We start from the raw sequence: 19,309 nt of genomic DNA, 5'->3' as shown, positions 1-19,309 counted from the left end.
TATGAATTTCAGTTAAGCACTAATTGTTCTAAATCTTTTAAATTCCTTCCAGAATCAACAAGTGCCCACACAGATTGTCTGATTGATTGTTAAAGAGCAAAAAACAACGACGCGATGTGTATTTTCATTTCTCTACAACGTCGCGTCGTTGTGTGCGGCGTATTATAGGCATCTGAAAAATCTTTGCAACCCTTTTTTGCAAAAAAATGGCAAAAAATGCGAAAAATCATTGCAACTGATTATTTTAAAATCACACCGCTGAATTATCAGGCAAAGTGCGGTGTAAAATAAGGCGATTTTTTCGCCTTATTCTGGTTTGGTTTGAATTTCTTGCGAAAATGCTTGCAAGCCTTGTGCATTGCCTGATTTCACCATTGCTTGCATTGCTTGGGTTGGGGTGTGAATCAATTTATTCATTAGTTTGTAGCTTAATTTTTGCAAAATTTGCTCCGCACTTTCACCTTGCTGTAAGGCACTCAAGGCTTTTTCAAGCATTTCTTGTCGAGTTTGCTCCGCTTCCTCACGATAACGGCGAATTAAATTAGAAAATTGATGCACCTTGAGCCATTCAAAAAAGGCTTGGTTTTCTTCGTCAATAATCTGTTCTGCTTCGGCGGAAGCCTGTTCGCGCTGGGTGAGATTACGCTGAATGATATTCTGCAAATCATCAACAGTGTAATGATAAACGCTTTCCACTTCACCTGCGCTTTCTTCTACATCACGCGGTACGGCAATATCAACAATTAGCATTGGATTATAACAACGCTTTTTCTGCGATTGCTGCACCATTGCTCGGCTGATTAGGGTGTTTGGGCTGCCTGTTGAGCTGATCACAATATCGGACTGATCTAAACCTGCTTGAAGATCATCTAGCCCAATCACACGAATTTTCTGCGCAGACCCCAGTTTTTCCACTAACTGTTCAGCGCGAGCAAGGGTTCGGTTGGCAATGGTTAAACTTTTCACGCCGTGGCGTAATAAATGGCGTGCCACCAATTCGATGGTTTCGCCAGCACCAACAAGTAAAATATTCAGCTGACGTAAACTATCAAAAATTTGACGAGCAAGCGTGCAGGCGGTATAGGCCACCGACACGGCATTTTCACCGATACTGGTTTCCGTACGCACACGCTTTGCCGTGGAAAAAGTTTTTTGGAATAAGCGAGAAAGCTGACCAGAAATCGCCCCTTGATGTTGCTGATAATAATCCTCACTCAGCTGATAGGCTTGCTTCACTTGCCCTAAAATTTGTGGCTCACCCAATACAAGGGAATCCAATCCGCACGCGACACGCATTAAATGTTGCGTAGCAAACTGGTTTTGTTTGACATAAAGGCTGTGGTTGAGTTCTTCTTTGTCGATCTGATGAATTTCGCTCAGCCAATCAATACATTGGCGTTGCCATTGAGCATCATCTTGTGGGGAAATGGCTTTATTATGAAAATACACTTCCGTGCGATTGCAGGTGGACAAAATCACAGCGCTGTCTGCCAAAGCAGCTTGCTCAATTTGTTGCAACGCCTGCTGACGTTTCTCATCAGAAAACGCCACTTTTTCACGCAATGCCACAGAAGCAGTTTTATGGTTAATGCCTAAAACAAGAATTGTCATAAATTAATTGAAATTTGACCGCACTTTCGGTCAAGCCCCCACAAAATAAAAAGAAAGAAAATAAAAACCTGCTCATTCTAAGCAATTATTTGTCATTGAGCAAATAGGATAGCCCTTTCGTAGCGAAAAGCAAAATTTTTGTTCAATTTACTGCTGATCTTTTAATTTTCGCCATTGGGTAAATTGCGCCAAATTTTCTGCTTGCAAGAAAGGATTAATCTGTTTTTCTAGCCCCAAGGTGGTGGGTAAGCTTGGTTGGTGCTGTTGGCGTAAAGCGGCAATTTTCGCCACATAATCTGTCAAAAATGCCGATTTTGGCAACACTTTCTCAGCAAATTTTAAATTGCTTAAGGTATATTCGTGCGCAGGGCAAACAATGGTGCTATCAGGCAAGGCTTTGAGCCGTTGGAGCGAATCAAACATTTGTGCGTAATCCCCTGTAAACACGCGTCCGCAGCCGCCTGAAAATAAGGTATCACCACAAAATAAATGACCGTCCACCACAAAACTCACATGATTTTCCGTGTGACCGCCCGAGGGCAGCACTTGGATTTGATAATGCGTGGTGTGAATTTCCCCTTCATTAATGATTTGCGTTGCGCCCAAGCCTGCGGTTTCTTGTGGGCCAAAAACTGGGACATTAGGATAATGCTGTTTAAATTCTGCCAAGCCGCCAACGTGATCTTGATGCTTATGAGTAAGCAGCACCGCTTCCACTTCAAGCTGATGTTGCTGTAAATAAGCAAGCAAAGGCGCGCTTTCTGCGATGTCGATCACAATTACAGGTAAATTTTCTCGTGCATACAGCCAAATATAGTTATCATCAAGGGCAGGAATGGGTACTAACATATTGATCCTTATTAAAAATGAAGTGGAATATTCTAAACAATGCGCAAATAGAAACACCGCTGAGCTGGCAACAGGTGCCACAAGGTGCGCGCTATTGTAGCCTAATTCAGCAATATTTAACAAAGCACTTTGCACAAATTTCGGGAGATTATTGCCTGAAATTGGGCGCGTTAAGTGGTGAAGTGGCGTATTATCCTTGCGATCAACAAATTATTGTGAGCGAAAAAATTCCGCAAAATTTGACCGCACTTTCACAATGTCCACACATTGATTTAGTACAAGCACAGGCCACTGCTCTGCCTTTTGTCGATGAATGTTTCTCCGCCAGCTTACTCACACACGGCTTACATTTCACCGCAGATCCGCACCAAGTGTTACGCGAAGTTACCCGAACACTCAACCAAGAAGGGCTCTTATTTCTTTCGTTATTTAATCCGCTCAGCCTATTTTCCCTTAAACAATATTTGCCTTTTGGCACAAATAAATTGCCGTTTCACCCTTATTTTGCCAGTCGGATTGTGGATTGGCTGAGCCTGCTCAATTTCGATCTGCTTGATCAGCAATGCTTATCTTTGCAAGGGAAAGCTCATTATTTTGGCGAAATGATGATCATTGTAGCCCAAAAGCGCACGTTACCAATGACCTTAAATCCCCAAACACCTCCCTTTTCTCCTATTCTCAACCCTGCCAATGCATTTCGCCAAGCCGCCAAAGCGGAAAGGCTTATAAAAGACCCCCCATTGAAATAACAAGCAGGTTTTGCTTTTTAACAGGATTTCCCCTTGCTGAACAGGCGAAACTTGCCTATTATGCACGGCTCAAAACAAGTTGTATTTCCCCATTGGAGAATATGAAATGACAGAACAAACCTTTATTCCCGGCAAAGATGCCGCCCTTGAAGACAGCATTGCAAAATTTCAGCAAAAATTGACCGCACTTGGCTTTGATATTAAAGAAGCCTCGTGGCTCAATCCCGTGCCGAATGTTTGGTCTGTGCATATTCGTGATAAAGATTGCCCGCAATGCTTCACTAACGGTAAGGGGGCAAGCAAAAAAGCCGCACTGGCTTCTGCCTTAGGGGAATATTTCGAACGCCTTTCCACCAACTATTTCTTTGCCGACTATTACCTTGGGCAAGATCTTGCCAATGCGCCTTTTGTGCATTATCCCAATGAAAAATGGTTTGAAATTGAAGATGAAACCGAGCTGCCCGAAGGTATTTTAGATGAGCATTTATTGGCTTATTATGATCCCAATGGCGAATTGACGCCGGATTTATTGATCGATCTCCAATCGGGCAATGCAGAACGTGGCATTGTAGCAATGCCTTATGTGCGTCAATCGGATAACCAAACGGTATATATTCCACAAAGCATTATCGCCAACCTTTATGTTTCCAATGGAATGTCCGCAGGCAACAGCTTGTTTGAAGCGCGTGTGCAAGGGCTTTCAGAAGTGTTTGAACGTTATGTTAAAAACAAAATTATTGCAGAGGCCATTAGCTTGCCGCTCATTCCACAAGATGTAATGCAACGCTACCCTGCGGTGCAAGAAGCTATTGCTACCCTTGAGCAAGAAGGCTTTCCAATTCTCGCTTACGATGCGTCCTTAGGGGGGAAATATCCTGTAATCTGTGTGGTGTTGCTCAATCCACAAAATGGCACTTGCTTTGCCTCTTTCGGCGCACACCCTAATTTTGGCGTGGCATTGGAGCGCACGGTAACCGAATTATTACAAGGCCGCAGTCTGAAAGATCTTGATGTGTTCACGCCGCCTTCTTTCAATAATGATGATGTGGCGGAACACGCCAATTTGGAAACGCATTTTATTGATTCAAGCGGTTTAATTTCTTGGGATTTATTCAAACAAGAGAGCGATTATCCTTTTGTGGACTGGGATTTTTCTGGCACAACAGAGCAAGAATATCAAAATCTGATGGCAATTTTTCAAACGCTCAATCAAGAAGTCTATATTATGGATTATCAGCATCTCGGCGTTTACGCTTGTCGCATTATCGTGCCGGGAGTGTCGGATATTTACCCTGCGGACGATTTAATTTACGCCAATAACAATATGGGAATGGATTGGCGTGAAATTTTGCTTGATTTACCACACTTCCATCACGATCAAGACACTTATCAAGAATTGCTTGATGAGCTTGACGAACAAGGCATTGATGATGCCACTCGTGTACGCGAATTTATTGGTATCGTGCCACCACCAAAATCGGGCTGGACAACCTTACGCATTGGTGAACTCAAAGCCATGCTCTATCTTGCCACACAAGATTTAGAAAATGCCTTAGATTGGGCAAACTGGACGCTGAATATGAATCAATCCGTGTTTACCCCAGAGCGTGCGAATTATTACCGCTGTTTAGTAAACAGCCTAGAATTATTCCTTGATGAAAACCGCGATCCCGCTCAATATCGTGCGGTATTTGAGAAAATGTATGGCAAAAGTGCGGTGGAATTTGCTTGGAATGCCATTCAAGGTGGTAATCCGTTCTATGATTTATTGGCTGATGATGAGCATTTACAACAATTCCACGCGCATCAAAAATTACTCAACGCCTATCATAAATTGCAAAAAGCCAAAACAGACTACTGGCAAAGTGCGGTTTAAGATAGAATAGAAAATAAGGCGTGCAACTGCCGCCTTATTTATCCAATGTATTTTTTTGTGATCTGTGCCAAAGAAATAAATTGAAATTAAGGTTATGATACCAAAGGTTCTTTTCTTACCATAAGGAGTTTTTTATGCAAAATTGGACACCCGAAATGTGGCAACCTGCCCTAATTGGTTTAGTAGTAGGTTTTGTCCTCGCTTATTTATTATTACGCTTTACTAAGGATTCAGTGAAAAAACAAGTGAAAACGGAAGCTGAATTACAAAAAGTAAAATCAGAGTTGGATCAACAAAAACAACATTTGGAAAAACATTTTTCTGAAAGTGCAGATTTATTGAAAACCCTCGCGCAGGATTATCAAAAGCTGTATCAACATTTAGCGACCTCTTCTGTTCAGCTATTACCTCAATTAGAAAATAAATCATTATTTGAAAACCAACTCGAACAAAAAAAACCAGAAGAAACTACCACAGAAACCGAAAACAGCTCTGAAGAAAATGCCCCAAGAGATTATTCTGAAGGATCTTCAGGTATCTTAAAAGCCGAAAAATAGTCCTTAATGATTTCCTAACCCTTTGAAAAACGGTGAGTTTTAAAACAACTCGCCGTTTTTATTGTCCGCTAATTTCAAGAATATATAAAACCCATTAAACGAATCAGATTTTTAGTGTAAAATACGAGCCATTCTCAATTAAAAAGATGTAAGGATAATTCTATGGCATACACCACTTTCTCACAAACCAAAAACGATCAGCTCAAAGAACCAATGTTCTTCGGGCAAAATGTCAACGTTGCACGTTACGATCAACAAAAATATGAAACCTTTGAAAAACTAATTGAAAAACAACTTTCTTTCTTCTGGCGTCCAGAAGAAGTGGACGTGTCGCAAGACAGAATTGACTATGCAGCACTGCCTGAACACGAAAAACATATTTTTATCAGCAACTTAAAGTATCAAACCCTGCTTGATTCTATTCAAGGTCGTAGCCCAAATGTGGCGCTATTGCCATTGGTTTCTATTCCTGAACTGGAAACGTGGATCGAAACTTGGACGTTCTCTGAAACCATTCACAGCCGTTCATATACACATATTATTCGTAATATCGTCAATGATCCGTCCATCGTTTTTGATGATATTGTGACTAACGAAGAAATCATCAAACGCGCAAAAGACATCTCTGCCTACTACGATGATTTAATCCGCGACAGCCAGCTTTACAGCCTTTATGGTGAAGGTACTTACACCGTGGACGGCAAAGAATGCGTCGTCACCCTGCGTAATCTGAAAAAACAGCTTTACCTTTGCTTAATGAGCGTAAACGCCTTAGAAGCTATTCGTTTCTATGTATCTTTCGCCTGCTCTTTCGCCTTTGCTGAACGCAAACTGATGGAAGGTAACGCTAAAATCATCAAATTTATCGCCCGTGATGAAGCTTTACATTTAACCGGCACTCAACACATTCTAAACATTATGGCGGCAGGACAAGATGATCCTGAAATGGCTGAGATTGCCGAAGAATGCAAACAAGAAGCCTATGAACTCTTCCTAGCCGCCGCGGAACAAGAGAAAGAATGGGCTGATTATTTATTTAAAGATGGTTCAATGATCGGCCTAAATAAAGATATTTTGGTGCAATATGTGGAATACATCACCAATATCCGTATGCAAGCAGTCGGCTTACCATTGCCATTTGAAGCACGCTCAAACCCAATCCCTTGGATCAACGCGTGGTTAGTGTCTGACAATGTACAAGTCGCCCCACAAGAAGTGGAAGTGAGTTCTTATCTTGTGGGTCAAATTGATTCAAAAGTCGATACCAGCGATTTTGGGGATTTTGATCTGTAATAAATTTATGGAAAATTCTGACCGCACTTTCAGATAACTAAAAGTGCGGTTATTTTTTCTTTGTTTTTTAGATTGCGCTTTAAGTTTAATTGAACGCTTTTTCTTTGACGTTGATAAGTTCCATTTTTCTAAACTTTTATTTTCATTCGGGCAATTTACACGGGGAGTAAAACGGTTAAAGTTTTTACCTCATAACTCCAACTCCAAATCACTTTCCACTTGGCAGCAGCAAAGTAGCACTTCGTTTTCATTTACAAAAGCAAGTGGAGGTTCATTATAGCGGACTTTACCCTTTTTTATTTTTGTGCGACAAGCGCCGCAATAACCCGAGCGGCACTGATATTCTGGATAAATGCCGTGGATTTCTAATTTTTGTAGTAACGGCATTTCGTTGTGGTGTTCAAGGGTAATTTTTTGTTTTAATAGGGTGATTTTCATTTTTTAAAGTGAGATATTGAAATAATCGTATTTGAGTGAAATTTTCTTTTTCTGCGTTAAATTATTTTTCTTTGAGATTGATAACGGGTTTCGCCGTTGGCGACTTCCTTTCTTTTGCTTACCCAAAAGAAAGGAAGCAAAGAAAAGGGAACCCCGATCAAACCGCTTTTTCCTCATTCCAATAAAATTTTCTTTACGAAAAATCAGCCTGATGTTCGCTTCGCTCTCGCTCGGCGTGATTTTTCTAAAAATTTTATCTCCACTCGGGCGGTTCGGACGGGGAATACGGTTAAGGCAAATTTTAAAGTGCGGTGGGAATTCTTGAAGTTTTAAAATTCCGTGGAAAATGACCGCATTTTTCATTTTGCAAAATAGGAAAATAAATCTTTTCTCCTACTTTGCTCTAATTTTCAAACAAAATGTAGAAGAGAGAAAGGATTAATCTCCCGTGTAAATTGCCTTCATTTTTAACAAATTTTTAGAAAAGTAACGCCTGAACGCAGCGTAGCGAGTATGGGCTTACTTTTCGTTAAGAAAATTTGTTAAAAATGAAGATAAGCAATTTAGTCGGGGGCTTTTTTCTTTGCCTACTTTCTTTTGAGCAAGCAAAAGAAAGTAGGTCGCTCAACGAGCGAAACCCGTTATCACTCCCAAAGAAAAAAGCAATTAACCAACGATAACGTCCAAACAAAAAAGTGCGGTCATTTTCCACGGAATTTTAAAACTTCAAAAATTCCCACCGCACTTTTAACTTAACAGCCCTTAAAGCTCATTCAAACTCAACACATCTGTCATATCAAACAGGCCTTTTTCTTTGCCTTCGAGCCATTTTGCGGCACGCACGGCACCGTTGGCGAAGGTCATTCGGCTTGAGGCTTTGTGGGAGATTTCAACACGTTCGCCAATATCGGCAAACCATACGCTATGCTCGCCCACTACATCGCTGGCGCGAATGGTGGCGAAGCCGATTTCATCGCGTTTGCGCTCGCCTGTGATGCCATCGCGGCAGAACACGCCATGGGTTTTAAGATCACGTCCGAGGGTTTTCGCAATATGTTCGCCCATTGATAAAGCGGTGCCTGAGGGGGCGTCCACTTTGTGGCGGTGGTGCGCTTCGATGATTTCAATGTCGCAATAATCGCCCATCACTTTGGCAGCTTTTTCTAACAATTTAAACACGAGGTTTACGCCTACGCTGAAGTTAGACGCAAACACGATACCGATTTTTTCTGCAGCAGCTTTGATCGCGGCTTTGCCTGCATCATCAAAACCTGTTGTGCCAATCACCATTTTTTTCTGATGTTGAACGCAAAAATCCAAGTGTGCTAACGTGCCTTCAGGGCGGGTGAAATCAATGATTAAATCGAAATGATCTTTTTCTGCATTCAAATCATCAGAAACTTTCACGCCAAGTTGTCCAACGCCTGCTAATTCACCTGCATCTGCGCCGACTAATGATGAGCCTTTGCGTTCAAAAGCGGCACCTAATTCCACGCCTTCTGCGCTATGTACGGCTTGAATTAATTGGCGTCCCATACGGCCACCTGCACCTACCACGGCAATTTTTAATGTCATTTTCTACTCCTGTTACGAGGTGAGTTCAATAATGGTGGTTAAGCCTGAATAAATCAGTTCGCCACCGAAAAATAGGAAAACTAAACCGGCAAAATTATCGATATAACGATTGTAGCGGTTGTAAAAATCGCGCACGATTTTGCGCGAAAAGAAAAAGCCAATCAGCACAAAATAGAGAAAACTTTCCAAGGCCAAAAGCACGATGATAAGTACAATTTCTGCCGTGCTAGAAAAGCTCGTCATAAACCCTGACAACACACTGCTGAAAAATACGATCACTTTGGCATTGCTGATGTTGATAAACAAACCTTTCATCACTTCGCTAAAAAAGGACGTTTGCTTGATTTTTTGTTGGCTAGAATCGGTTAGCTGTGCATTTTGGGTAACGCGTAGCATTTTTATTCCGCAGTAAGCGAGATAGCTGCCTCCTAAGCACATAATGATATATTGCACTAAATTATTGGTGCGATTAATCAGCGCTAAGCCAAAAATCACCGCTGCTGACCAAAATAGGATTCCTAATGCAATGCCCAATGCGCCACCTACGGCATTGCGATGACTTTCACTTGCTGCTTTGCGACTTACATAGAAAAAATCTGGCCCTGGGCTGAGTAAACCGGCGAGATTAACAAATAATACTGTCCACATTATAAAAAGCTCTCTAACAAATTGCGCAACAGATAAAGCGTGATGATGCTATAAATGGCGGCTAGCACATCATCAATCATAATGCCAAAACCGCTTTGCAATTTACGATCGAAATAGCGGATCGGATAAGGCTTCAAAATATCGAAAAGACGAAATATCGCAAAACCGACCGCACACCATAGTAGATTGATTTCAGGCAACACCGCAAGCACCGTAAAAATGCCAACAAATTCGTCCCACACAATCGCACCGTGATCGTGAACCCCCATATCATCAGCGGTTTTCTGGCAAATAAAACAACCAGCCACAAAACAAAGTGCGGTGAAAAAAAGGAAAATTTTTAATGGCATAATCTGCAAGAGCGCCGCGCCAATTAACGTGGCGGCTAAACTTCCCCAAGTGCCGGGAGCGGGGCGAAGCAAGCCTGAGCCAAACCCGATGGCCAGTAAATGCACGGGATTGGTTAAAGAAAGTCTGCTGCGGGGATCTTGTTGGGCTGTATTTTGCATAATTTTTCTATTTAAAATGATCGAAACCGCCGGTATGCGCTACGTCCACTTCTTGCCCATTACGTTGAAAAACAAGGCGTTTTTTGCCATTTGGGCGTAACGCACGAAGCTGACCGATACAAGTATAATTCACGCCAATGTGTTTTAAATGCTGATCGAGTTTTTCACGCTGACGATCTGGCACGGTAAAACATAGCTCATAATCTTCACCGCCAGTTAAAGCAAACTGCTCTGCTTGGGCGCGCCCGAAGGTATTAATCAAGGCATTGGACAACGGCAATTTATCTAAATTTATTAGCGCACTACATTGGCTACGTTCTAAAATATGTCCCAGATCGGCAATCAGGCCATCTGAAATATCAATGGCAGAACTGGCAAGAGCGGATACCGCTAACTCCAAGCCAAGCAACACTCGGGGTGTTGGACGAAGGTGGCGTTGAATTAAATAATCGCATTCAAAATCTGTCCCATTTTGCACCGCACTTTGCGCTTGAGCAGGAATTTGCGTAGCCGTTTTCTTTGCAGAATTCAGCAATAATGCCAAGCCCCCTGCGCTATCGCCAAGGGTGCCAGACACATAAACCCAATCCCCCACATTAGCACTGTGGCGGCATAACGCCTTTCCTTTGGGGATAATGCCCTGTGCGGTAATGCTAATGACGTGCAGCGCGCCTTTGGTCGTATCGCCGCCTATCAGATCCACATTATAGTGATCCAGCACGTCAAAAAAACTTTGGCTAAACGCTTGCAGCCATTGGTGATCTATATGGGGTAAGGTTAACGCAAGGGAAAACCACGCCGGTTCTGCGCCCATTGCGGCCAGATCGCTTAAATTCGTGGCGGCGGCTTTATAAGCCAGATCGGCGGGAGAAATAGATGGCAGAAAATGGGTATTTTCCACCATAGTATCCGTTGTAATAGCAATGCGTTGGTTTTGCCGATGTTCGGTAATCGCACAATCATCACCAATGGCAACAATCACATCTTTACGGGAAGGGCGCTTAGACGCATTAAAATATCGTTTAATTAGATCAAATTCGCCTTCACTCATTGGCTTCCTTCCCTGAAATGATTATTTACGCGATAATGCAGGTGCAACTTTATCCAATACACCATTCACATAACGGTGGCTGTCATCTGCCCCGAATACTTTTGCCACTTCAATGGCTTCATTGATTGCCACTTTATAAGGCACGTCTAGCTCGAATTTCAGCTCATACACCGCTAAACGCAAAATCGCACGCTCGATAGGATCTAATTCATCAAGGCTACGATCCAAATAAGGGGTCATTGTCGCTTCAACCACTTCAATATTTTCTGCGGTTTGACGCAATAATTTGCGGAAATAAGGCATATCCACGCCTTGCATATCCTGCTCGGTAATAAACGCTAATTCCACTTCTTCAATAGGATTTTGCGACACATACCAAGAATAAAGGGCTTGCACCGCACATTCTCTGGCACGGCGGCGCTGGCTTGGTTTCTTTACTTTATCGTTCATTGCAAGTTCAGCCATTATGCGTTATCAATTTGTGCTAATAAGTTGATCATTTCTAAAGCCACTAATGCCGCTTCTGCGCCTTTATTGCCCGCTTTTGTGCCTGCACGTTCAATAGCTTGTTCAATATTTTCAGTGGTTAGCACGCCAAATGCCACAGGAATTTCCGCTTGCATCGCCACTTGGCCTAAACCGCTACTCGCCTCGCCTGCTACATATTCAAAATGCGCTGTACCACCACGGATCACGGTGCCTAATGCCACAATCGCATCATATTTTTTGCTTTCCGCTAAACGGCGAGCCACTAATGGCAACTCATAAGCCCCCGGTGCGCGCACTAAGGTGATGTTTTCGTCTTTTACTTGCCCAACACGTTTTAAGGCATCTAACGCGCCTTCTAATAAACTTTCGTTAATAAAGCTGTTAAAACGAGCAATCACCACCGCAACTTTGGCGTTTGGTGCTGCAATCGCACCTTCTAATACTTTCATAATCTGTCCTATGTTTGATGTTATGGAAATAGGGGCGGATTTTATCATAAAAAATTAAGGTTGAGATATTTTATTCTTAGGGTTAGAGAAGATTTTCTTTGTGGTTAATAACGAGTTTCGCTCGTTGAGCGACCTACTTTCTTTTGCTTGCTCAAAAGAAAGTAGGCAAAGAAAAAAGCACCCGACTAAATTGCTTATCTTCATTTTTAACAAATTTTCTTAACGAAAAGTAAGCCCATACTCGCTGCGCTGCGTTCAGGCGTTACTTTTCTAAAAATTTGTTAAAAATGAAGGCAATTTACACGGGAGATGATGATACGCTTTCAATAGGTTGCACCTACCAGTCCCTCTCTTTAGTAAAGAGGGGTTAAGGGAGATTTATTCTTAACTTTACCACCTACGAGCCGTAGGTGGTTAGATAGTACAGCCACGCAGTGGCTGAGATAAGGGAATTTTCTTTGCACTTTCTAAAAATCCAAAAATTCCCACCGCACTTTAAAATTCACCCTAACCGTATTCCCCGTCCAAACCGCCCGAATGGAGATAAAATTTTTAGAAAAATCACGCCGAGCGAGAGCGTAGCGAACATCAGGCTGATTTTTTGTGAAGAAAATTTTATTGGAATGAGGAAAAGCGGTTTGATCGGGGTTCCTTTTCTTTGCTTACTTTCTTTTGGGAACGCAAAAGAAAGTAAGTCGCCAACGGCGAAACCCGTTATTAATAACAAAGAAAAAAGCAATTTAACGACAAAACAAAAAAACAACTTGTAAAGAAATAAAAACACCCTGTAAAAAAATGATTACATTTTCTAAAAAGTGCGGTAAAATCTACCGCACTTTTAGTTTAACTAGGAAAATATTATGAAAAACAAGACATTTGGAAGTGCCTTGCTTGTTGCGGGGACGACAATTGGGGCGGGGATGTTGGCGATGCCGCTCACTTCGGCAGAAATGGGCTTTGGCTATACCCTTGCGTTGCTCTTTATCCTGTGGATTTTGCTTTCTTACAGTGCGTTGCTGTTTGTTGAAGTGTATCAAAAAGCTGAACGCAAAGACGCAGGAATTGCGACACTCGCTGAACAATATTTCGGTATGACGGGGCGTGTGTTAGCGACCCTTTCGCTAGTGATTTTTATGTACGCCATTCTTTCCGCCTATGTAACAGGTGGCGGTTCGTTGTTAGCGGGATTATTGCCATTTTTAGGGGATAATGCAACTTCCGTTTCCATCGTGCTATTCACGCTGGTACTTGGCGTGTTTATTGTCATCAGCACAGGTGCGGTGGACGCACTCACCCGTTTATTATTCGTAATTAAACTGGTGGCGTTTGTGCTGGTGTTGGCAATGATGTTGCCGTTGGTAACAAGCGATAACTTGCTTGCAATGCCATTGAAAGATTTCTTGATTGTATCCGCAAGCCCTGTGTTCTTCACATCATTTGGCTTCCACGTTATTATTCCTAGTATTAACAAATACTTAGATGGCGATATTAAACGTTTACGCATTGCTATCATCGGCGGTACGGCTATTCCATTAGTGGCCTATATTTTATGGCAAATGGCAACCCACGGTGTGTTCCCACAATCAGAATTCGTGCAAATTGTAAATAATGATCCAACCTTGAACGGCTTAATCAATGCGACATTCCAAGCCACAGGTAGCTCATTAATCAGTGGCGCGGTGAGAACATTCTCAACCCTTGCATTAGTAACCTCATTCCTTGGCGTGGCGTTATCTCTGTTTGACTGCTTAGACGATTTATTAAAACGTGTAAACATTAAGGCGCACCGTATTCAGCTAGGTTTATTAACCTTTATCCCGCCGCTAGCATTTGCGCTATTCTACCCAGATGGCTTTATCGCCGCCCTTGGCTATGCAGGACAAATGTTCACCTTCTACGGCTTAGTATTGCCTGTGGGCTTGGCGTGGCGCGCAAGAAAACGTTATCCAGATTTACCATATCGCGTAATGGGCGGTGGCTTAGGATTAATTCTTGCGCTGTTATTAGGTTTATTAATTATGAATGTGCCGTTCTTAATTCAAGCAGGTTATTTACCACAAGTGATTGGTTAATAAATTGATTTAACAGAAAATTTCACTTAAGCCGATCGTCAGATCGGCTTTTTTATCCATATCACAAGTCTTATACCTAAAAAGCATTATTATTTTTATTGAAATTGCTTTTCAAAAAATATAGAATTAGCGAAATTTATCTCACCTTTTTTATCCTATTATGAATATCCGATTTACACCGATTGCAATGGCCGTTGCCCTTGCCTTACATAGCCCTTTGCTCTTTTCCCTTGATCGCCAAAGTGCGGTGGAAAAATTAAAAGATTTAACCGAAAACGCCCCATCAGAAGTCGATTGGTAAGACACCGATCGTACAGCGACAAGTGATTTTGTTAAACTTGCAAGAGCGATCCACGTTGATACAGGGTTAGATTTACGTTCTTTTAATGAAGGGGAAATTTATCCAGAAGAAATAATTGAAGACAAGGACGCGCCAGACGAGTTTAGAGTAACAACAGAATTTTCACCTAACAAAGAGTATCCTAATCGTTATGACTTTGAACGCTTTTTTTACGATCTGCACGGAACGGAAATGGCGCGTATATTGCTCAATACCGTACAACACGGGCAAATTTACGCTGTTCAACGACTAGGTCTTACAGATAGCGATTGGAGGCGCAGACTCCCTGCGACTAAAGCCGCAAATGAGCAATTAAAAGCACAAACCAAAGAATATGCCCCTGTTATTGCCCATATTTGGAATGAAAAAATCGCGGATAGAGATCTGGAAAGTTCTTACCTTCAATATATTGAAGAACGGTGGACACAATATGGGGATAAAGTCGCTGAAATAGCTCAGCAAGGCTCATTACAATTATTTGCAACAGGTAATGATCATACTCAATATCCTGATAATCCTTATACTTCAGTGCTAGCATTACTTGATTTTAATGACTATACGTCATTAAGAACCGATTTAAAAGATAAGGTTATCGCAATCACTGGCGCGCGTACTCGATACAATCAGAGAGTTCAACACTACCAAATCTGTGGTGATGCCAAAGATTTTTGTTTGGCTGCTGAATCGGAAATTCCGGTGTATTTAAATTCTGATGGCAGTTCGCACTTACCAGCTGGTACGTCCACCGCTACCGCCTATGCCAGTGGTGTCGCCCTTGCGATAAAACAAAAATACGATTGGTTTAAGGCAAAAGATATTCGCAATGCAATGTTTACCACCGCAATTGATCGTGGTGATCCCGGTGTGGATCGCATTTGGGGTGTGGGCGAGCTAAATGCAGAAAAAGCACTCAAAGGTTATGGGCGTTTTGATAAAGGAAACGATAATAAACTTGACGTTAATGGCATTGCCGAACGCTATGCCTTTGATAATGATATTAGCGGAGACGGTGGCTTTACCAAACTGGGTTCAAAAGAGTTAATTCTCAATGGGAATAACACCTTTACGGGCAAATCCACCATCAAACAAGGCACGGTTACCTTAAATGGTAGCAATGTGGCAGATTTTCACGTTGAGCAAGGTGGTACGCTTGCAAGCGGAACAAGCCGACAAAGCATTAGCTCGGGTTCAATCAATAACGCAGGGACAATCAATGCCCTCAATCGTGCGGATTGGCAAGTAAACGGTGATTTTACCAACCAAGCTACGGGCGTGATCAATAAAGCGATTGGTTCAAAAATCTTAGTAAAAGGCACGGCAACCCTTGCGGGAGCAATGAATGTTACTCAAGTCGCAGAAGGCTATATCCCACAATCAGGCCATCGTGAAGTGCTATTTAGTGCAGATAGTTTGATCGATCAAGGTATCCTGCTTAATCTTGATCCGGCCCTTCTACAAGTTGCAGATACCATTGCTTTCAACCAAGATAAAAAACAAATTTATGTGGGCGTGGCACGCAAAAGCGTTGAAGACACAATGAATGATTTGGATAAGCCTGCAACGGACGAAAATAATCCGTCCGTGGATAGCGTGGATACTACTGTTCCACCTACAACAGCAACGGAAACGGATAAAAACCCCAACGAACCTGTAGATACAGCGGAAGAAAACCGCCCTGAACCAACAGCTGATTCAGAAAATACGCCAAAAGAAAAAACAGACGAAAATTCCACCGCACTTATTGATACTACGGAAGAACATCACCCTGAACCAGCAGCTAATTCAGAAGATATATCAAAAGAAAAAACAGACGAAAATTCCACCGCACTTATTGATACTACGGAAGAACATCGTCCTGAACCAGCCGCTAATTCAGAAGATACATCAAAAGAAAAAACAGACGAAAATTCCACCGCACTTATTGATACTGCGGAAGAAAACCGCCCTGAACCAGCAGCTGATTTAGAAAATACATTAAAAGAAAAAACAGATGAAAATTCCACCGCACTTATTGATACTGCGGAAGAAAACCGCCCTGAACCAGCAGCTGATTTAGAAAATACATTAAAAGAAAAAACAGATGAAAATTCCATCACTCTTGTAGATACAGCAAAAAACGGCGGTGCTGAAGCCATAAATACGACCAAAACGGATAAAGACAATCCTAAGCATTTTGTGCGTCAATCTGATCCACAGGCGAAATACGCAGGGTGGCGTGATGATGCGAGATTGCTTGATCAGGCTTTAGCAGAACTTGATAAAAAATACTATGCAGGAACGCTCACTACCGAACAGAAAAAATGGACCAATAAATTGGTAAATATCGATCGTCAACATTTTGCCGAGTATGTTTTTTACCAAGGCATTCAAACTTTCGCTCATCAGCAACAAGTGATGTTAAATGCGCAACAAGGCGCAACACTAACTTGGTTAAATAATCTTGCTCAACGTGAACAAAGTGCTGTTTGGCTCACCCTAGACAATGCCAATATTGAGCCAGAATTAACTTATATTCATAGCAAATCACGTTTTAATAATGTGGCAATTAATGGCTTGAAGGTGGAAGGCAAACATAAATTGGCCGCACGTTTAAGCAATCAACAACATAACTATGAAGAACGTTACAAAGCGGTAACTAAATCCTTAAAAGAAAGATTTACCGAATTGCAACTCCGCTATGGCTATGCCTTATCACCGCAAGTTGAATTGTTCGGTGCGGTGAATTACGGCAAAGGTAAGCTGAAATACCAAAGCAGCTTTAATGCTGAACGCAACAACAATGAAGGCCGTACAACGGGCTATGGCGCCAATGTTGGAATGGTGTGGCGTTATCCGATTACGGCGAATTTAAGCTGGCAAAATATGGTTGATCTTGCCTATGGATACAAAGAATTATCTCATTTGACAACGAGCAATGATGTTCAAATAAGTAAACTGAAAACCCAGTTTAGTAGTCTTGGTGCTGTTTCCCTGCTTAATTACCAATTCGGTAATATCAATCTTTTTGCTCACACGCGCGTGCAAAAAACCTTATCCAGCAAAACTAAAGGTGAGGTAAATTATGTCGGCGTACAAACTAAGGTAGATCAACGCAATAAGATTTACCCGAAAACTCAAGTACAGTTTGGGGCGGGCGTGAGTTACCAGCATCAAGGTTGGAAAATTTCTACTAGCTTTAACACGGGCAACTATCACCAACGCGGTATCAATGTTGAAATAGGTTATACTTTCTAAGTGCTAGAATGAAAATTGCCATACAATTGAGTATGGTAATTTTTTGTCTATGATAAAAATAACTTTCCTTTTGAAAATCAAATCGTTCTTATAACATTCTAAATTTATTGTCATCTTCTAAAAAATTAACTAAGTTAATTGAAAAAACAGAAAAAAAGCTTATGATGAACCTGTGGAATATCCCACGATTCATTAAGAAGGAAAATAGTATGGCTTTAGGCTGGTATGAATTGAAAAAAGCAAGTGATGGTCAATTTATGTTTAACCTTTATGCGGCAAACTCGCAAATTATCTTGACCAGTGAATTGTATAAAACCAAAGCGTCTGCGTTAAATGGTATTGAATCTGTGCAGAAAAATGGTAGCGATGAGGCGAATTTTGAGTTCCGCGTGGCGAAAAATGAGAAACCTTATTTCGTATTGAAAGCTAAAAATCATCAAGAAATCGGACGTAGCCAATATTATGCTTCTCAAGAAGGGGCAAAAAATGGGGTGAAATCAGTAATGAACAACGCGCCGACAACGCAAATTAAAGATTTAACTGCCTAATTTAAAAGACAAAAGCGAGAGTTTCTCGCTTTTATTTTATCAATATAACAGATCATTTCCTCCCTGAAATTTCCCTTTGAAAATTCCTTATAACCTTGTAGGATTTGAATATGTCATCAAGATAAAAGGAGCAAGAAAATGACAAAAAATATTATCGGCCTTGGCGTGGCAGGCAATTTTGCAGGGCATTTGGAACAAGCAGGTGAGGCAAAGGATTTTGCCCAAGTGAAAACGGCAGAAACTCATCAACCCAAAGCGATTTTTCCTTTTTATGTGCCTGCAGAAAACTTAGGCGAGTATGACTTTTTGGCGGTCAATCCGTTAAGTGCCGAATATATTCGTTTTCCGCAAGCGGGGGCGGATAATTTGCAGATTGAGCCTGAAATTGCCCTGTTGTGTGAAGTGCAATATTCTGGTGAAAAAGTTACTGCACTTTTGCCTTATGCCTTTGCGGCTTATAACGATTGTTCAATCCGCCGTCCTAATGCCAATAAAATTTGTGAAAAGAAAAACTGGGGCGAGGAAACCAAGGGCTTGGCATCAAAAACAATTCCGCTCACGTCCTTTGACTTAGGCAGTGAAATTGATGATTATCGCATTGCTTGCTTTCATAAACGTGATGGCAAGATGAATGCTTATGGCGTGGATAGTCCAGCCTTGGGATATAGCTATTTTCATCAAAAATTGCTTGATTGGATTGTGGGGCAAATGAATAATCAGCCTGATTTCGGCCCGATGAATAATATCGCTGATTTGTTGAAAAAAGCCAATTATCCAACCCAAGCGATCATTAGCATTGGTGCAACACGCTATACAGAATTCGGCACGAGCCATTTTCTGCAACCTGACGATGTGAGCATTGTGGTGGTGTATAACGGCAAGAAATATTCACCACAACAAATTGAGCAAATGGCAGCGCAAGAACGTTTTGCAGAAGATATTTCAGCCCTTGTGCAAAAGGTAATTTAACGAAAGCGCAAAAAGTGATTTAACGATATTTGAAAAATAAGGGGAAGCGTAA

Annotated in this window: 19 protein-coding genes; 9 read left to right on the top strand and 10 right to left on the bottom strand. The window is 41.7% G+C overall.

The window, feature by feature from the left end:
• Positions 1-306: 306 nt before the first annotated feature.
• The gene (gene hemA, locus ACLS0A_RS10125) at positions 307-1,611 is read right to left on the bottom strand and encodes a glutamyl-tRNA reductase (protein ID WP_416083364.1); all 1,305 of its coding nucleotides are present in this window, start codon (positions 1,609-1,611) and stop codon (positions 307-309) included.
• Between the two features lie 147 nt (positions 1,612-1,758).
• Positions 1,759-2,460, bottom strand: coding sequence for a hydroxyacylglutathione hydrolase (gloB, locus tag ACLS0A_RS10120; protein ID WP_416083363.1), 702 nt, complete (start codon positions 2,458-2,460; stop codon positions 1,759-1,761).
• A gap of 17 nt (positions 2,461-2,477) precedes the next feature.
• Here gloB and ACLS0A_RS10115 point away from each other — a divergent pair, with 17 nt between their 5' ends.
• The 4 genes from ACLS0A_RS10115 to nrdB all read left to right on the top strand — a co-directional run bounded on the left by ACLS0A_RS10115 (position 2,478) and on the right by nrdB (position 6,935).
• Complete coding sequence (locus ACLS0A_RS10115) at positions 2,478-3,209, top strand: class I SAM-dependent methyltransferase (protein WP_416083362.1); 732 nt, start codon at positions 2,478-2,480, stop codon at positions 3,207-3,209.
• Positions 3,210-3,315: 106 nt separating this feature from the next.
• On the top strand, positions 3,316-5,085 hold the full coding sequence (ycaO, locus tag ACLS0A_RS10110) for a 30S ribosomal protein S12 methylthiotransferase accessory factor YcaO (protein WP_416083361.1): 1,770 nt from the start codon (positions 3,316-3,318) through the stop codon (positions 5,083-5,085).
• 134 nt (positions 5,086-5,219) lie between these two features.
• Positions 5,220-5,642 (top strand): YhcB family protein, encoded by a 423-nt coding sequence (locus ACLS0A_RS10105; RefSeq protein ID WP_126372245.1) that lies wholly within the window; start codon positions 5,220-5,222, stop codon positions 5,640-5,642.
• Positions 5,643-5,804: 162 nt separating this feature from the next.
• Complete coding sequence (nrdB, locus tag ACLS0A_RS10100; protein WP_103852957.1) at positions 5,805-6,935, top strand: class Ia ribonucleoside-diphosphate reductase subunit beta; 1,131 nt, start codon at positions 5,805-5,807, stop codon at positions 6,933-6,935.
• A gap of 189 nt (positions 6,936-7,124) precedes the next feature.
• Here nrdB and yfaE read toward each other — a convergent pair whose 3' ends face one another.
• The 8 genes from yfaE to ribE all read right to left on the bottom strand — a co-directional run bounded on the left by yfaE (position 7,125) and on the right by ribE (position 12,094).
• Entirely contained in the window at positions 7,125-7,373 is a 249-nt protein-coding gene (gene yfaE / locus ACLS0A_RS10095; RefSeq protein WP_416083360.1) for a class I ribonucleotide reductase maintenance protein YfaE, read from the bottom strand.
• A gap of 3 nt (positions 7,374-7,376) precedes the next feature.
• Entirely contained in the window at positions 7,377-7,736 is a 360-nt protein-coding gene (locus ACLS0A_RS10090) for a hypothetical protein (RefSeq protein ID WP_415777069.1), read from the bottom strand.
• Positions 7,737-8,135: 399 nt separating this feature from the next.
• A complete protein-coding gene (gene dapB, locus ACLS0A_RS10085; protein WP_115249349.1) occupies positions 8,136-8,948 on the bottom strand; it encodes a 4-hydroxy-tetrahydrodipicolinate reductase in 813 nt (270 codons plus the stop codon).
• A gap of 12 nt (positions 8,949-8,960) precedes the next feature.
• Positions 8,961-9,596, bottom strand: coding sequence for a LysE family transporter (locus ACLS0A_RS10080; RefSeq protein ID WP_416083359.1), 636 nt, complete (start codon positions 9,594-9,596; stop codon positions 8,961-8,963).
• Positions 9,596-10,105: a phosphatidylglycerophosphatase A family protein gene (locus ACLS0A_RS10075; protein WP_416083358.1), complete on the bottom strand. Its 510-nt coding sequence runs from the start codon at positions 10,103-10,105 to the stop codon at positions 9,596-9,598. The genes ACLS0A_RS10080 and ACLS0A_RS10075 overlap by 1 nt, the downstream gene beginning before the upstream one ends.
• Positions 10,106-10,112: 7 nt before the next feature.
• The gene (thiL, locus tag ACLS0A_RS10070) at positions 10,113-11,156 is read right to left on the bottom strand and encodes a thiamine-phosphate kinase (protein ID WP_416083357.1); all 1,044 of its coding nucleotides are present in this window, start codon (positions 11,154-11,156) and stop codon (positions 10,113-10,115) included.
• A gap of 21 nt (positions 11,157-11,177) precedes the next feature.
• Positions 11,178-11,606 carry a transcription antitermination factor NusB gene (gene nusB, locus ACLS0A_RS10065; protein WP_416083366.1) on the bottom strand — a complete coding sequence of 143 codons (429 nt, stop codon included), beginning with the start codon at positions 11,604-11,606 and terminating at the stop codon, positions 11,178-11,180.
• Positions 11,607-11,620: 14 nt separating this feature from the next.
• Positions 11,621-12,094, bottom strand: coding sequence for a 6,7-dimethyl-8-ribityllumazine synthase (gene ribE, locus ACLS0A_RS10060; RefSeq protein ID WP_103852964.1), 474 nt, complete (start codon positions 12,092-12,094; stop codon positions 11,621-11,623).
• An 860-nt stretch (positions 12,095-12,954) separates the two neighbouring features.
• Between ribE and ACLS0A_RS10055 the strand changes: the two genes are divergently transcribed.
• The 5 genes from ACLS0A_RS10055 to ACLS0A_RS10035 all read left to right on the top strand — a co-directional run bounded on the left by ACLS0A_RS10055 (position 12,955) and on the right by ACLS0A_RS10035 (position 19,257).
• Positions 12,955-14,166 (top strand): aromatic amino acid transport family protein, encoded by a 1,212-nt coding sequence (locus tag ACLS0A_RS10055; RefSeq protein ID WP_416083356.1) that lies wholly within the window; start codon positions 12,955-12,957, stop codon positions 14,164-14,166.
• Positions 14,167-14,326: 160 nt separating this feature from the next.
• Positions 14,327-14,467: a hypothetical protein gene (locus tag ACLS0A_RS10050; RefSeq protein ID WP_416083355.1), complete on the top strand. Its 141-nt coding sequence runs from the start codon at positions 14,327-14,329 to the stop codon at positions 14,465-14,467.
• Positions 14,468-14,515: 48 nt separating this feature from the next.
• Positions 14,516-17,740: a S8 family serine peptidase gene (locus ACLS0A_RS10045; protein WP_416083365.1), complete on the top strand. Its 3,225-nt coding sequence runs from the start codon at positions 14,516-14,518 to the stop codon at positions 17,738-17,740.
• Positions 17,741-17,949: 209 nt separating this feature from the next.
• On the top strand, positions 17,950-18,288 hold the full coding sequence (locus ACLS0A_RS10040) for a YegP family protein (protein WP_103852704.1): 339 nt from the start codon (positions 17,950-17,952) through the stop codon (positions 18,286-18,288).
• Positions 18,289-18,426: 138 nt separating this feature from the next.
• The gene (locus tag ACLS0A_RS10035) at positions 18,427-19,257 is read left to right on the top strand and encodes a DUF5718 family protein (protein WP_416083354.1); all 831 of its coding nucleotides are present in this window, start codon (positions 18,427-18,429) and stop codon (positions 19,255-19,257) included.
• Positions 19,258-19,309 lie beyond the last annotated feature (52 nt).

The sequence above is a fragment of the Avibacterium volantium genome (genome assembly GCF_049366555.1).
Classification (GTDB): domain Bacteria; phylum Pseudomonadota; class Gammaproteobacteria; order Enterobacterales; family Pasteurellaceae; genus Avibacterium; species Avibacterium volantium_A.
Note: the sequence above shows the minus strand (reverse complement) of the source record. Positions and strands in the feature narration are given on the sequence as shown.

Coding starts and splice junctions, on each gene's coding strand:
- hemA (WP_416083364.1), bottom strand. CDS start 1,611: ATGACAATTCTTGTTTTAGGCATTAACCATAAAACTGCTTCTGTGGCA.
- gloB (WP_416083363.1), bottom strand. CDS start 2,460: ATGTTAGTACCCATTCCTGCCCTTGATGATAACTATATTTGGCTGTAT.
- ACLS0A_RS10115 (WP_416083362.1), top strand. CDS start 2,478: ATGAAGTGGAATATTCTAAACAATGCGCAAATAGAAACACCGCTGAGC.
- ycaO (WP_416083361.1), top strand. CDS start 3,316: ATGACAGAACAAACCTTTATTCCCGGCAAAGATGCCGCCCTTGAAGAC.
- ACLS0A_RS10105 (WP_126372245.1), top strand. CDS start 5,220: ATGCAAAATTGGACACCCGAAATGTGGCAACCTGCCCTAATTGGTTTA.
- nrdB (WP_103852957.1), top strand. CDS start 5,805: ATGGCATACACCACTTTCTCACAAACCAAAAACGATCAGCTCAAAGAA.
- yfaE (WP_416083360.1), bottom strand. CDS start 7,373: ATGAAAATCACCCTATTAAAACAAAAAATTACCCTTGAACACCACAAC.
- ACLS0A_RS10090 (WP_415777069.1), bottom strand. CDS start 7,736: ATGAAAAATGCGGTCATTTTCCACGGAATTTTAAAACTTCAAGAATTC.
- dapB (WP_115249349.1), bottom strand. CDS start 8,948: ATGACATTAAAAATTGCCGTGGTAGGTGCAGGTGGCCGTATGGGACGC.
- ACLS0A_RS10080 (WP_416083359.1), bottom strand. CDS start 9,596: ATGTGGACAGTATTATTTGTTAATCTCGCCGGTTTACTCAGCCCAGGG.
- ACLS0A_RS10075 (WP_416083358.1), bottom strand. CDS start 10,105: ATGCAAAATACAGCCCAACAAGATCCCCGCAGCAGACTTTCTTTAACC.
- thiL (WP_416083357.1), bottom strand. CDS start 11,156: ATGAGTGAAGGCGAATTTGATCTAATTAAACGATATTTTAATGCGTCT.
- nusB (WP_416083366.1), bottom strand. CDS start 11,606: ATGAACGATAAAGTAAAGAAACCAAGCCAGCGCCGCCGTGCCAGAGAA.
- ribE (WP_103852964.1), bottom strand. CDS start 12,094: ATGAAAGTATTAGAAGGTGCGATTGCAGCACCAAACGCCAAAGTTGCG.
- ACLS0A_RS10055 (WP_416083356.1), top strand. CDS start 12,955: ATGAAAAACAAGACATTTGGAAGTGCCTTGCTTGTTGCGGGGACGACA.
- ACLS0A_RS10050 (WP_416083355.1), top strand. CDS start 14,327: ATGAATATCCGATTTACACCGATTGCAATGGCCGTTGCCCTTGCCTTA.
- ACLS0A_RS10040 (WP_103852704.1), top strand. CDS start 17,950: ATGGCTTTAGGCTGGTATGAATTGAAAAAAGCAAGTGATGGTCAATTT.
- ACLS0A_RS10035 (WP_416083354.1), top strand. CDS start 18,427: ATGACAAAAAATATTATCGGCCTTGGCGTGGCAGGCAATTTTGCAGGG.